The following is a 12,612-nucleotide window of genomic DNA, read 5'->3' as shown; positions in this document are numbered from 1 at the left end:
CCGATCGTACCGAGGTCAGTGGGAGTCGCGCGGCACGTCGCTGCCACGTCCACCCCGCAGGAACCCGAAGTCGGCGCCGCCGTCGGCCCCCAGCACGTGCTCCCGGTAGAGCCACCGGTAGCCGCCCAGGTCCTCATGGACCGCGGGCGTCCACTCGGCCCTTCTGCGGGCGAGCTCGTCGTCCGGTACGAGCAGGGTCAGACTCCGCTTGGGCACGTCGAGTTCGACCAGGTCACCGGTCTGGACGAGAGCCAGCGGGCCGCCCACGGCCGCCTCGGGCGAGACGTGCAGCACGACCGTGCCGAAGCCGGTGCCGCTCATCCGGCCGTCGCTGATCCGCACCATGTCGGTCACCCCGGCGCGCAGCAGCTTGGCGGGCAGCGGCACGTTGGCCACCTCGGGCATGCCCGGGTAGCCCTTCGGCCCCGCGCCCCGGATGATCAGGATGTCGTCGGGCGTGACGTCGAGGTCGTCGTCGTCGCAGACCGCGTGGTAGGCCTCGGGCGAGTCGAACACCAGCGCGCGGCCGGTGTGGGTCATCAGCGCGGGCGAGGCCGCCGACTGCTTGATGACCGCGCCGTTCGGCGCGAGGTTGCCGCGCAGGATCGCGGTGCCGGTCCCGGCGGGCTGGAGCGGCGCGGCCATCGGCCGGATCACCTCGGTGTTCCAGTTGACCGCCGTCCGCACGTTCTCGCGGAGCGTGCGCCCGGTCACCGTGAGCGCGTCGGGGTTGACCAGCCCGGCCTCGTCGAGCTGGTTCAGCACGACGGGCAGGCCGCCCGCGTAGCAGAAGTCCTCCATCAGGAACCGGCCCGACGGCATCAGGTCGACGATGGTCGGCACGTCGCGGGCCAGCGCGTCGAAGTCGTCGAGCGGCAGGTCGACGCCCAGCCGCCCGGCCAGCGCGGTCAGGTGGACGATCGCGTTGGTCGACCCGCCGATCGCGGCGTTGGCGCGGATCGCGTTCTCGAACGCGGCGCGGGTCATGATCTGGCTCGGCTTCAGGTCCTCCTCGACCATCGCCACGATCCGCTTGCCCGCCTCCTGCGCGACCTCGTAGCGGCGCGAGTCGACGGCCGGCCAGGTGGCCGAACCGGGCAGCTGCATGCCGAGCGCCTCGGCCAGGCACGCCATCGTCGAGGCGGTGCCCATCGTCATGCAGTGGCCGTTCGAGCGGGCCATGCAGCCCTCGGCGACGTAGCCGTCCTCGACCGACATGCGGCCGGCCTTGATCTCGGCCTCGAACTTCCACACGTGGGTGCCCGAGCCGACGTCCTGGCCCCGGAACTTGCCGTTCAGCATCGGCCCGCCGGTCACCATGACGGCGGGCAGGTCGACGCTGGCCGCGCCCATGAGCAGGCCCGGCGTGGTCTTGTCACACCCCGACAGCAGCACCACGCCGTCGAGCGGGTTGGCCCGGATCAGCTCCTCGGCCTGCATGGCGAGCATGTTGCGGTAGAGCATCGCGGTCGGCCGCAGCAGCGTCTCACCGGTCGACATCACCGGGAACACCAGCGGGAACCCGCCCGCCATCCAGACGCCCCGCTTGACCGCGTCGGCGACCCGGTCGAGATGGGCGTTGCAGGGGGCCAGCTCCGACCAGGTGCTGGCGATGCCGATGACGGGCCGTCCGTCGAACACCTCCGGCCCGAACCCCTGGTTGCGCATCCAGGAGCGGTAGAGCATGCCGGAGCGCCCTTCGGCCCCGAACCAGTGCTGACTGCGTCGCGTCACGTTCTCGCTCACATCATCCATCCGGCGTCCACGATCCAGTTCTGTCCGGTGCACATGGCACTGTCGTCGGCGGCCAGCCAGAGCACCAGGCGCGCCACGTCGGACGGCGCGAGGTTGTCGGGCAGGCACTGCACCTCCGCGAGTTTCTCGCGAACCTCGGGTGTGACCCAATGGGTCAGCTGCCGCTCGGTGAAGACCCAGCCGGGGATGACGCAGTTGACGCGGATGTGGTCGCCGCCGAGCTCGCGGGCCATCATCTTGGTCAGGCCCTCGATGGCCGACTTCGAGGAGACGTAGGCGGGCAGGCCGAGCAGGCCGACGTGGGGGCTGACCGAGCCGAGGTTGATGATCGAGCCGCCGCCGAGCGTGCGCATGCCGGCCAGGACGGCCTGGGCGGCGAAGAACTGGTGGCGGAGGTTGACGGCGATGCCCTGGTCCCATTCGGCGGGTTCGAGGGTCTCGATGCCGGTGCGAGTGTCGTTGGCGGCGTTGTTGACCAGGATCGAGACGGGGCCGAGGGCCTGTTCGACCATGACGATCGCGCCGCGCAGGGCGTCGACGTCGGTGACGTCGGCATGGATGTAGAGGGCCCGGTCGGTGAGCTTCTGCGCGCCCGCGTCGTCGACGTCGACGAAGGCGACCTTGGCGCCCTGGGCGGCGAGCTGGGCGACGAACTCGGCGCCCAGGCCGGTCGCGCCGCCGGTGACCAGGGCGACCCTGCCGCGCAGGCTGGGATAGGTGGCGTACTCGCTCATGGCACGATCACTCCACGGCCGACGGCGCCCCCGGTGAGGTCGGCGAACGCCTCGTTGATCTGGTCGAGCCGGTAGCGCCTGCCGATGAGGAGGTCGAGGGGCAGGCGTCCGGCGAGGTAGAGCTCGAAGATCTTGGGCAGGTCGATCAGGGGGTTGGCGGAGCCGTAGAGGCTGCCGATCACCCGCTTCTCGCGCTGGACGAGCAGGTTGACCGGCACGTTGAAGGTCTGGCCGACCCTGCCGAGGCCGACGGCGACCAGGGCGCCGCCGGGGCGCAGCACCTCGAAGGCGGTCTCCAGGGTCTCGGGGCGGCCGATGGCCTCGATGGCCCATTCCATGCCGCCGGGGCGGATCTCGCGCAGGGCCTCGGCGACGTCGCCGGCCGAGGCGTCGACCACATGGGTGGCGCCGAGGCGCTCGGCGGTCTCCAGGCGTTCGGCGACGACGTCCACGACGACGATCGGGTTGGCGCCGGCGAGCACGGCCCCGAGGACGGCCGACAGGCCGACCCCGCCCGCGCCGAAGATCACTATGCCGTCGCCGGCGCACTCGCCGATGGCGTTGAGCACCGCGCCGACGCCGGTGATGACGGCGCACCCGGCGATGGCGGCGATCTCCGGCGGCACCCCGCCGGGGACCGGCACGACCGCGCGCTCGGAGACCACGGCGTATTCGGCGAAGCAGGAGACGCCGAGCAGGTGGTGCACCTTCTCGCCGTCGGCGCTGAGCCGGGTGGTGCCGTCGAGCAGCCCGCCGGAGCCGACCATGATGCCCGCCGCCTCGCACAGGGCCGGGCGGCCCACGAGGCAGTTGCGGCACTGGCCGCACCTCGGCCGCCACATGAGGCAGACGCGGTCGCCCGGCCGGTGGCGGGTCACCCCCGGGCCGACGGCCTCGACCACGCCGGTGCCCTCGTGGCCGGGGACCACCGGGAGGGGGCAGGTGAGGTCGCCCGCCAAATAGTGCTGGTCGCTGTGGCAGACCCCGGCCGCCTCGATCCGGACGAGCACCTCTTCGGGGCCCGGTGGGGCGAGGTCGAGGTCGCGCACCACGAGAGGCGCTCCGACCCGTTCCAGCAGCGCAGCTCTCATGTGACCCGTCCCTCCGTCTGCCGTACTCGATCGCAGCAAACGTAGATGTAACGAACGAAGGGGTCAATAGTTTCGAAACTTTCACCCTCGCTACCTCGCCGATCAGCCGGGGTGAGCCGGTCTCAGCTGCGACGATCGGCCGGGGCGCGGTTTCGGAACAACGCCGCCACGGGACCGAAACTTTCCGTCAGGGCACCAGCACGATCTTCCCCCGGGCGTGCCGGGTCTCGCCGAGTTCGTGCGCGGCCGCGACCTCGTCCAGCGGGAACGCCGCCGCGACCGGCACCCGTAGCCGCCCCTCGTCCGCGAGGGCGGCCGCGACCGCGAGCCCGTGCCAGGCCAGGGGGTCGGTCGCGCCGGAGGACAGGTGCACGCCGTGCTCCCGCGCGGCGAAGTCGGCGATCGTCACCACACGCGCCGGGTCGCCGGCGATGGCGACCAGGTCGGGGAGCGCGCCGCCGGCGCAGTCGACGACGGCGTCGACCCCGGCCGGGACCCGGCCGGGCAACCCCGGCCCGTACGTCGTCGGCGTCGCCCCCAGCGAGCGCAGGAAGCCGTGGTTGTGCCCGCTCGCCGTGCCGATGACCGTGGCCCCGCGCGCGACCGCGAACTGGACGACGACCGCGCCCGTGCCCCCGGCGGCCCCGTTGACGAGCACCGTCTGCCCGGCGGCGACGGCGAGCCGGTCGAGCACCCGGGTCGCCGTCTCGGCGGCGCCCGCCGCGCCGCCCGCCTCCTCCCAGCTCCACGCGGCCGGTTTGGCCGCCCACGCGGTCAGCACGGCGTGGTCGGCGTTGGCCCCGCGCCGGGTGAAACCGGCCGCGCCGAACACCGCGTCGCCGGCCCGGACGCCGGTGACGCCGTCGCCCACCTCGTCGACCACGCCCGCGGCGTCGAAGCCGGTCCGGAACGGGAAGGCGACCGGCACCAGGTCGCGCAGCCGCCCGGAGCGGATGGCGATCTCGCCGGCGGCCACCCCCGACGCGCGCACGGCGACGCGGATCTCCCCCGGCCCGGCGTGCGGTTCCGGGACCTCGGCGACGTGCACGACGGACGGCGGGCCGTATGCGGTGAACTGCACTGTTCTCATGTCCGGGGACCGTAACGGAACACCCCGTCCGGTTGTCTAAAGTGAGAGCGATGACGGCAGAAGTGGGACCGAAACTGCGGTCCGACGCCCGCGACAACCGTGAGCGCATCCTGGCGGTGGCCCGGCTCGCGTTCGCCACCGAGGGCGTCGACGTGCCGATCCGCGAGATCGCCCGCCGCGCCGAGGTCGGCCCGGCGACCCTCTACCGCCACTTCCCGACCAAGGACGCGCTGCTGGCCGAGGCGTTCGCCGAGCAGATGGAGACGTGTTCGGCGATCGTGGCCGAGGGGCTGGCGGCGGCCGATCCGTGGCAGGGGTTCCGGCTGGTGGTCGAGCGGCTGATGGAGTTGCACGCCCTCGACCGGGGGTTCGCCCGCGTGTTCACCTCGCGGCTGCCCGAGGCGGTCTTCGCCGCCGACCGCGACCGCACGCTGCGCATGCTGCTCGACCTCGTCGGCCGGGCGAAGAAGGCGGGCCCGCTGCGCCGCGACTTCGTCGTCGAGGATCTCAGCCTGGCGCTGATGGCCAACGAGGGCATCCGGGCCGAGTCGCCCGCGACGCGGGTGGCCGCCTCGCGGCGGTTCGCGGCGCTGATGATCCAGTCGTTCATGGCCGAGCCGGTCGCCGCGCCGCTGCCGCCGCCCGTCAGGCTGCCGCTGTCGCGGGCCTAACGGGGCACCAGCAGGCCCCGGTTGAAGGCCTCGGCGACGGCCGCGGCACGGTCGTTGACGCCGAGCTTGGCGTAGATGTTCAGCAGGTGGCTCTTGACCGTGGCCTCGGTGATGAACAACCGGGCCGCCGTCTCGCGGTTGGAGTTGCCGGCCGCGATGAGTTCGAGCACCTCCAGCTCCCGGGGGCTGAGCGGCGGCGGGGGTGTGCGCACCCGGGTCAGCAGCCGGGCCGCCACCGACGGCGACAACACGCTCTCCCCTCGGGCGGCGGCCCGCGCGCCGCGCAGCAGCTCCTCGCGGGGCGAGTCCTTCAGCAGGTAGCCGGTCGCGCCCGCCTCGATGGCCGGCAGCACGTGGGAGTCGGTGTCGTACGTCGTCAGCACCAGGATCCTCGACGGCACGCCCAGCCGCGCCAGCTCGGTGATCGCGCCCAGCCCGTCGAGCTCCGGCATGCGCAGGTCGAGCAGGATCACGTCGGGCCGCAGGCCGACGGCGAGCCGCACCGCCTCGGCGCCGTCTGCGGCCTCGCCGACCACCTCGAAGCCGGGGGCCGCCGCGAACATGGCGCACAGTCCGTCTCTGACGATGGGGTGGTCGTCGGCGACCAGCAGCCGGATCACGCGGACCTCCAGGGGACGCAGGCGGAGACGCCGGTGCCGCCGCCGGGTTCCGACTCGACGCGCAGGCTCCCCGAGAGCCCCTCGACGCGCTGCCGCATGATGGCCAACCCGAAACCCTCACTCCGGCCGGAGAGATCGAAACCCCTCCCATCGTCCCGTACGTCCAGGGCCACCTCGTCCGCCAAGTAGGAGAGCGTCACCCCGACCCGGGTGGCCCCGGCGTGCTTGGCCACGTTGGCCAGCGCCTCCTGGGCCGTGCGCAGCAGCGCGACCTCGATGGCGGGGGCGAGCGGCCGGGCGGTCCCCGTGGCGGTGAACCGGACCGGGACCCCGTGCAGCGCCGACCACTTCCCGGAGACGGTCTCCAGGGCCTCGCCGAGCCGGGCGGTCTCCAGGTCGGCGGGGCGCAGCGCCTCGACCGAGCGGCGGGCCTCGGCCAGGCTCTCCCGGGCCAGCCCCATCACCGCGTCGAACGGCCGCCGCCACGCGGCGGGCACCTCGTGCCGCTGCTCGGCGGCCTGGAGCTGGGTGATGATGCCGATCAGGCCCTGGGCGAGGGTGTCGTGGATCTCGCGGGCCATGCGCTGGCGTTCGTCGAGCACGCCGGCCTCGCGGGCCTGGACGAGCAGCTGGGCGTGCAGCCCGGCGTTCTCCTCCAGCGCCGCCTCCAGTTTCGCCATGGCGGCCACGCGCTGCTCCCGTTCGACGTCGGCGGTGTGCAGCACCCAGGCGGTGGTCACCATCATCACGACGTTGACCACGATGACGACCCCCTGGAGCACCACCATCCCGGACGCGGCCGACGCCTGCGCCGCCCCGGCGACCACCGCCGTGAGGCCCACCCCGGCCAGCCGCCACGGCCAGGGCAGCACGGTGAAGGCGTAGAGGTAGGGGACGGGGGTGAACAGGCCGTACAGCGGGTTCTGCAGCACCATCACGGCGGTGATCACGAGCAGCCCGGCGAAGAACACGGGCGTCTCGCGCCACCGGTAGAGGGCGACCATCCACACCGCCGCCGGGAGCAGCTCCGTCACCGGGAATCCGGCGGCCACGACCAGGACGGCGAGCCCGGCGAGCAGCGTGTAGGGGACGACGGTGACCAGTAAGAACGGCAACCCTACTCCCAGCGGAACCAGCGGACCGCGACGGCCGCGCACACCACCGCGTAGGCCACCAGGATCACCAGCGGCGGCCACGAGGGAAAGCCGCCCAGGTAGGCGTCCTGGAAGGCGCCCATGCCCGCGCCGAGCGGCGTGTAGGCGCTGATGTCCTGGAGCAGCGGCGGCATCTGCGCGATCGGCACCCACAGGCCGGCGAAGAACATCATCGGGAAGAACAGCAGCGTGCCGATCGCCGTGGCCGCCGCGCGCGAGGGCACCAGCGCGGTGACCAGCAGCCCGATCGCGAGCAGCGCGGCGGTGGCCAGCGACCAGGCGACCGCGAACCCGAGCGGGTGGCGCGGCGGGTCGACCCCGAACCCCAGCCCGGCCACCAGGAGGAAGAGCACCATCGCGACCAGCGCGATCACGAAGTTGGCGGCGAGCTGCGCGGCCAGGACCCGCACCGGCCCGACGGGGGTGGTGCGCATCCGCCGCAGCACGCCGTTCTCCCGGTAGCCCGCCAGGGTGGTGGGCAGCGCGGTCATCGCCAGGATCGCGATGTTGAACAGGATGAGCACCGGGACGTACACGTCGAAGATGGTCAGGTCGGCGGTGATGGGCTCGCGCAGCGCCGGGATGCTGCCCAGGATGACGAGCACCACCAGCGGGCACGCCACCCCCCAGACGGGGGCGACCTTGTCGCGGAGGCTGAGCTTGCCCTCGACGGCGATGAGCCGCCACGTCGCGCCGTTCATTTGGCGTCCTTCCTGGTCAGCTGGACGAAGGCCTCTTCGAGGCCGGCCTGTTCGACGCGGAGCCGCTCGGCCGTGATCTGGTTCCTGGCCAGCACGGCCATGACGGCGTTCACCACGGTGTCGTCGCCGGTCACCACGACGAGCTCGCCGCGGCGGGTGACGCCGGTGACCCCCGGCAGGCCGGTGAGCAGGGCGGTGTCGAGCTCGCGGGAGGGGCGGAACTGGAGGCGCTGCTCGCCCTGGGCCCGGCCGGCCAGCCCGGCGGGGGTGTCGATGAGGACGACCCGGCCCGCGTCGATCAGGGCCACCCGGTCGCAGAGGCGTTCGGCCTCCTCCATGAAGTGGGTGACGAGCACGATCGTCACCCCGCGCGCCCGCACGCCCTCGATCAGCGCCCACGTGTCGCGCCGCGCCTGCGGGTCGAGGCCGGTGGTCAGCTCGTCCAGGACGGCGATGTCGGGGTTGCCGATCAGGGCCAGCGCGATCGACAACCGCTGCTTCTGGCCGCCGGAGAGGGCGGCGTACCTGGTCTTGGCGGGCAGGCCGAGGTCGTCGAGCAGGACACGCCAGTCGGCGGGGTCCGGGTAGAAGGAGCCGTACAGCTCCAGGGCCTCCCCCACCCGCAGGCTGTCGGGCAACATCCCGGCCTGCAACTGGACGCCGAGCCGGCGGGTCAGCTCGAGGTGGTCCCGCTGCGGGTCGAGGCCCAGGACGGAGACGGTCCCGCCGTCGGGGGCGCGCAGGCCCTCGACGCACTCGACCGTGGTGGTCTTCCCGGCGCCGTTCGGGCCGAGGATGCCGAAGATCTCGCCCTGTTCGACGGTGAAGGAGACGTCGGCGACGGCGACCTTGTCGCCGTAGCGCTTGTGGAGGTCGGTGACCTCGATCACTGGTGGCATGGCCCAAGAGTGCTCGGGCGGGGCCCCCTCCCGGCACCGACCGGCGGTCGGGAATCCGGATCAGCCGATCGGTGGATTCCGCGCCGCCGCCGGTCCGTGCGAGGCTGGACCGTCATGGACGGCCGGAAGGGCGGCCTACCACTTGAAGATCAACTCGATGGCGATCACGACATCGATGACGCCGCACCATTCGGCGAAGGACCGGGCCACCACTGTGTCCCGCCGGAGGTGGACGAAGTCCCAGACACCGTGGAAGAACCAGCCGGCCGCCACCAGGTAGCGGGCCAGATCCGGATGCACGGCCAGCCCGATCAGCCCGAGCGCGCCGAAGGCGAGCATGCCCAGCGCCTGCACCCGGAGCGTCCCGGACCGGAACAGGTGCCCGTCCACGACGCTCCAGAGCAGGACGATCAGCGCGAGGGCGGAGAACACGGCGGCCGGTTCGACCAGGTCCAGCCCGCGCAGCACGAGGACGCCGGCGATCCCGGCCAGGAGCAGCGGCCATGTCGCCCGGCGCGCCTCCAGCTTGGCGACCACCAGATACAACAGCGGCAGGAGCACGAGGATCGACGCGAACGACGCCACCCCCTCGGCCGACTCGGTGCCGCCGAAGGTCGCCGCCGAAAGCGCCAGCGCCAGCGCGGTGGGCCAGCGGTCGAGCAACCGGCGGAACCGGTGCCCGCGTTCATGAGACACGCTCTCCATGGGCTCAGCCTGGCCGCTGGGGGGCGGCCGCCAGTAGTGCCGGAACCGCAGGTGTGCGCGTGGCTTTGTCACTCGATTTCATGACAACTGTCATGAACCGGCCCGCGACGCGGCGTGCTGCCACAATGACCGGGTGCGCGACCATGAGCCCGACGGCGAGACGGCGGCACTCCGGAGTTTCCACCGCCACACCTGGTGGAGCCTCACGGGCGGCATCACGTTCTTCCTGCTCGCCGTGGTCGGCGCGGGCCTGCTGGCCCCGGGCCTACCGGTCTGGGCCAGGAGTGCGGGCGCACTCGCGCTCGTCGTGACAGCCGGGTGCTGCGCGGTGCTGCTGCACCACCGGCTGGCGTCCGACCCCGGCGAGCGCCCCGGCCGCCCGCCCGTGGCGTGGCTGGCCGCGAGTGCCGCCGGTGCGGCCGTGCTCGGCGGCGTCCTGCTGGCCGTACGGGACGACTCGCTGTGGGCGCTGGCCCCGGCGATGACGGTGTCGGTCGCCGCGACGTTCCTGCCGTCGCCGCGCCGGTGGGCGCTGATCGCCGTGGCGACGGCCGCCGCGGCCGTGCCGGGCGCGGTCGCGGGAGGCGACGATCCGGTGCGCGCGGTGTTGTTCCCGCCGGGACTGGTCGCGTTCAGCGCCTGGGTCACGCTCGGCTCGTTGTGGGCGTGGGACGTCGCGGAACGGCTGAACACGGCGCGCCGCCTGGTCGGGGAGCTGGCGGTCGCCCGGGAACGGCTGCGCTTCGCCGCCGACCTGCACGACATCCAGGGCCACCACCTCCAGGTGATCGCGCGCAAGAGCGAACTGGCCGCGCGGCTGGCGGCGGCCGACCCGGCCCGCGCGAGCGCGGAGATGTCGGAGGTGCGGCGGCTGGCCACCGAGGCGCTCTCGGACACGCGGGCCGTCGTGCAGGGATACCGCCGTACGACGCTGGACGCGGAGCTGGCCAACGCGGGCCGGGTGCTCGCCGCGGCCGACATCCAGGTCAGGATGAACGTCGAGCCCGCCGGGCCGCTCCCCGACGCCGACCGGCACCTGCTCGGGCTGGTCGTGCGCGAGGCCACCACCAACGTGCTGCGCCACAGCCGGGCCCGCGCCGCCGAGATCGACTACCACCTCACGGACGGAGTGGCCCGGCTACGGGTGCGCAACGACGGCACGACCGGCCCGCCCGGCCCGGGGTCGGGCACCGGGCTGCGCACCCTGGCCGACCGGCTGCGGGCCGCCGGAGGCGAGCTGACCTGGGAGCACGGACACGGAAGCTTCGTCGTGACCGCCTGCCTGCCGGTCGGCGCGAACGCGGAGGCACGATGATCCGGCTGCTGATCGCCGACGACGAGGAACTGCTGTGCAGCGCCCTGGCCGCGCTGCTCGTGCTGGAGCCCGACCTCACCGTGGTGGCCGAGGCCGCCACCTCCACCGACGCGGTACGGCTGGCCCTCGAGCACCGCCCCGACATCGCGGTGCTCGACCTGGAGATGCCGCCCGCCGACGGGTTGCACGCCGCCGCGCAGATCATGGCCGGGCTGCCCGGCGCCCGGGTCGTCCTGGTCACCAGGCACGCGCGGCCGGGGGTGCTGCGCCGCGCCCTGGCGGCCGGCGTCAGCGGGTTCGTGCCGAAGACCACTCCGGCGTCCCGGCTCGCCGAGATCATCCGTGACGTCGCCGCGGGCCGGCGGTACATCGACGCCGACATCGCCGCATCCGCCCTGACCGAAGGCCCCTGCCCGCTCAGCGCCCGGGAACTGGAGGTGCTGCGTGCCTGCCGTGCCGGGGCGTCGATCGCGGAGATCGCCGCCCAGGTGCACCTCGCGCCCGGCACGGTGCGCAACTACCTGTCGGCGGCCATGGCCAAACTGGGCGTCGGCTCCCGCCACGCCGCCGCTCACCGCGCCTGGGAGGAAGGCTGGATCTGACCCGCGGCACGGACCGCCCCCACCATCAGGGCGAACGCCAGGTCTGTCGAGGCCACCTCACGGGGAGAGCGCCGCCGGGAGAGGGCCCAGGTCGCGGACGATCCCGGCCAGGGCCCGGATGGGCCCGTTCTCCGCCTCGCTCCGCCACACCAGCGCGTACGGCAGCGGCTCCATGTCGGTGACCGGCAGGTAGGCGATGTCCGGCCGGGCCCAGTAGCGGGCGACGTGGGCGGGGAAGAGCACGACGAGCCCGTCCATGCTGGCGAGGGTCATGGCCTCTTCCGCGTCCCGGATCACGGGGCCGCGCTCGATTCGACGTCCGCGCCGGGTGAAGCGCGGGGCGTAGGCGTCGTACCAGTAGCCGGGCCCGGTGTCGGTGTGCGGGTGCTGGAAGTCGGAGACCATCTCCAGCGAGACCGACGCGCGGGGGGCGAGCCGGTGGTCGGTGGCGACGGCCAGCACGCGCTGCTCGGCGAACACGACCGGCCCCACGGTGAGGTCGGGTTCGTCGACGGGGAGCCAGCTCACCAAGACGTCGATGTCTCCGCGGCGCAGCGCGGGAAAGGCGTCGCCGACCTGGGCGCTGTGGATGCGCAGTTTCCACCGTGGGTGGCGGAGGCGGAAGACGTCCCAGTAGGGGCGCAGGTCGTGGGCGTTGAGCGGCAGCATGCCGACACGCAGTGTGCCGGTGATGCCCTTACCGGCGAGCTGGGCGCGTGCCACGGTCTCCCGCAGCCCCGCGTAAAGCGGCCGGAGCTCGTCCCGGAGCTGCCGCCCGACCGGGGTCAGGCGGACCGAGCGGTTGTTGCGCTCGAACAGCGGAGCGCCGACCTGACGCTCCTGCTTCTGGATCACCTGGGTGACGCGGGCCGGCGACAGGCACAGCCGGGTGGCGGTGCGGCCGAAATGCAACTCCTCGGCGAGGGTCAGGAAGATCTCGATGTCCCGCAGTTCCACGCCTGACCTGCCCCGTTCACTCCCACTGAAGGTGATCTTCCGGAGTTCGTCGTTGTTCCGGCTGTTCACCGTACTTGATCCTCGGAGCGTACGGATTCGCCTGATCACGGGAGCACATCGATGTCGAGGGAACATGGTGACGGACGTCCTGGTCTGCGGCGCCGCGCTTCGCCTCCGGGCCGCTGGTGGACGACCGGGACGACGCCCGGCGCCGCGGACGCATCGTGGCCGAGCGGTTGGCGGAGGCGGAGGACCTCTTCGTCGAGGCCGACGCCAGGTCGAGATGGACCGCTGGTCACACGCGGGCGTTCGCCGCCC

The 12,612-nt window shown here is 73.1% G+C and carries 13 protein-coding genes; 3 read left to right on the top strand and 10 right to left on the bottom strand.

Translation table 11 applies throughout. The annotated features are described in order from the left end of the window. Positions 1 to 15 precede the first annotated feature (15 nt). The 4 genes from AW271_RS05380 to AW271_RS05365 form a co-directional block, all read right to left on the bottom strand. Positions 16 to 1,734: an IlvD/Edd family dehydratase gene (locus AW271_RS05380; RefSeq protein WP_245652932.1), complete on the bottom strand. Its 1,719-nt coding sequence runs from the start codon at positions 1,732 to 1,734 to the stop codon at positions 16 to 18. 8 nt (positions 1,735 to 1,742) lie between these two features. Next, positions 1,743 to 2,489 (bottom strand): SDR family NAD(P)-dependent oxidoreductase, encoded by a 747-nt coding sequence (locus tag AW271_RS05375; RefSeq protein ID WP_062332543.1) that lies wholly within the window; start codon positions 2,487 to 2,489, stop codon positions 1,743 to 1,745. Further along, on the bottom strand, positions 2,486 to 3,580 hold the full coding sequence (locus tag AW271_RS05370) for an alcohol dehydrogenase catalytic domain-containing protein (RefSeq protein WP_062332540.1): 1,095 nt from the start codon (positions 3,578 to 3,580) through the stop codon (positions 2,486 to 2,488). Before AW271_RS05370 ends, AW271_RS05375 begins: the two co-directional genes overlap by 4 nt. A 187-nt stretch (positions 3,581 to 3,767) precedes the next feature. Further along, complete coding sequence (locus AW271_RS05365; RefSeq protein WP_062332537.1) at positions 3,768 to 4,670, bottom strand: NADP-dependent oxidoreductase; 903 nt, start codon at positions 4,668 to 4,670, stop codon at positions 3,768 to 3,770. A 50-nt stretch (positions 4,671 to 4,720) separates the two neighbouring features. On the opposite strand from AW271_RS05365, the gene AW271_RS05360 reads away from it, so the two are divergent. Then, the gene (locus AW271_RS05360; protein WP_062332534.1) at positions 4,721 to 5,341 is read left to right on the top strand and encodes a TetR/AcrR family transcriptional regulator; all 621 of its coding nucleotides are present in this window, start codon (positions 4,721 to 4,723) and stop codon (positions 5,339 to 5,341) included. Here AW271_RS05360 and AW271_RS05355 read toward each other — a convergent pair. From AW271_RS05355 to AW271_RS05335, 5 genes are all read right to left on the bottom strand, one after another. After that, on the bottom strand, positions 5,338 to 5,961 hold the full coding sequence (locus AW271_RS05355) for a response regulator (RefSeq protein ID WP_169806282.1): 624 nt from the start codon (positions 5,959 to 5,961) through the stop codon (positions 5,338 to 5,340). The two genes, AW271_RS05360 and AW271_RS05355, sit on opposite strands and share 4 nt — an antisense overlap. Beyond that, the gene (locus tag AW271_RS05350) at positions 5,958 to 7,076 is read right to left on the bottom strand and encodes a sensor histidine kinase (RefSeq protein WP_245652931.1); all 1,119 of its coding nucleotides are present in this window, start codon (positions 7,074 to 7,076) and stop codon (positions 5,958 to 5,960) included. Before AW271_RS05350 ends, AW271_RS05355 begins: the two co-directional genes overlap by 4 nt. Before the next feature lie 2 nt (positions 7,077 to 7,078). After that, positions 7,079 to 7,816, bottom strand: coding sequence for an ABC transporter permease (locus AW271_RS05345; protein ID WP_062332526.1), 738 nt, complete (start codon positions 7,814 to 7,816; stop codon positions 7,079 to 7,081). Continuing rightward, positions 7,813 to 8,715 (bottom strand): ABC transporter ATP-binding protein, encoded by a 903-nt coding sequence (locus AW271_RS05340; protein WP_062332523.1) that lies wholly within the window; start codon positions 8,713 to 8,715, stop codon positions 7,813 to 7,815. Before AW271_RS05340 ends, AW271_RS05345 begins: the two co-directional genes overlap by 4 nt. 135 nt (positions 8,716 to 8,850) lie before the next feature. Then, the gene (locus AW271_RS05335; protein WP_157553906.1) at positions 8,851 to 9,420 is read right to left on the bottom strand and encodes a hypothetical protein; all 570 of its coding nucleotides are present in this window, start codon (positions 9,418 to 9,420) and stop codon (positions 8,851 to 8,853) included. 133 nt (positions 9,421 to 9,553) lie between these two features. On the opposite strand from AW271_RS05335, the gene AW271_RS05330 reads away from it, so the two are divergent. Both AW271_RS05330 and AW271_RS05325 read left to right on the top strand, forming a co-directional pair. Next, positions 9,554 to 10,735, top strand: a complete 1,182-nt coding sequence (locus AW271_RS05330; protein WP_062332520.1) for a sensor histidine kinase — start codon at positions 9,554 to 9,556, stop codon at positions 10,733 to 10,735. Continuing rightward, entirely contained in the window at positions 10,732 to 11,337 is a 606-nt protein-coding gene (locus AW271_RS05325; RefSeq protein ID WP_062332517.1) for a response regulator transcription factor, read from the top strand. Before AW271_RS05330 ends, AW271_RS05325 begins: the two co-directional genes overlap by 4 nt. Before the next feature lie 57 nt (positions 11,338 to 11,394). Here the strand turns inward: AW271_RS05325 and AW271_RS05320 are convergent, their stop codons facing one another. Further along, entirely contained in the window at positions 11,395 to 12,294 is a 900-nt protein-coding gene (locus tag AW271_RS05320; protein ID WP_062332514.1) for a LysR family transcriptional regulator, read from the bottom strand. Positions 12,295 to 12,612: the final 318 nt, after the last annotated feature.

This window comes from Herbidospora sakaeratensis, assembly GCF_001570525.1.
In the GTDB taxonomy this organism is placed as follows: domain Bacteria; phylum Actinomycetota; class Actinomycetes; order Streptosporangiales; family Streptosporangiaceae; genus Herbidospora; species Herbidospora sakaeratensis.
Note: the sequence above shows the minus strand (reverse complement) of the source record. Positions and strands in the feature narration are given on the sequence as shown.

Bases quoted from the DNA above. Each gene is read 5' to 3' on its own strand.
- AW271_RS05365 (WP_062332537.1), bottom strand. From the start codon at position 4,670: ATGAGAACAGTGCAGTTCACCGCATACGGCCCGCCGTCCGTCGTGCAC.
- AW271_RS05335 (WP_157553906.1), bottom strand. From the start codon at position 9,420: ATGGAGAGCGTGTCTCATGAACGCGGGCACCGGTTCCGCCGGTTGCTC.
- AW271_RS05370 (WP_062332540.1), bottom strand. From the start codon at position 3,580: ATGAGAGCTGCGCTGCTGGAACGGGTCGGAGCGCCTCTCGTGGTGCGC.
- AW271_RS05325 (WP_062332517.1), top strand. From the start codon at position 10,732: ATGATCCGGCTGCTGATCGCCGACGACGAGGAACTGCTGTGCAGCGCC.
- AW271_RS05360 (WP_062332534.1), top strand. From the start codon at position 4,721: ATGACGGCAGAAGTGGGACCGAAACTGCGGTCCGACGCCCGCGACAAC.
- AW271_RS05345 (WP_062332526.1), bottom strand. From the start codon at position 7,816: ATGAACGGCGCGACGTGGCGGCTCATCGCCGTCGAGGGCAAGCTCAGC.
- AW271_RS05340 (WP_062332523.1), bottom strand. From the start codon at position 8,715: ATGCCACCAGTGATCGAGGTCACCGACCTCCACAAGCGCTACGGCGAC.
- AW271_RS05375 (WP_062332543.1), bottom strand. From the start codon at position 2,489: ATGAGCGAGTACGCCACCTATCCCAGCCTGCGCGGCAGGGTCGCCCTG.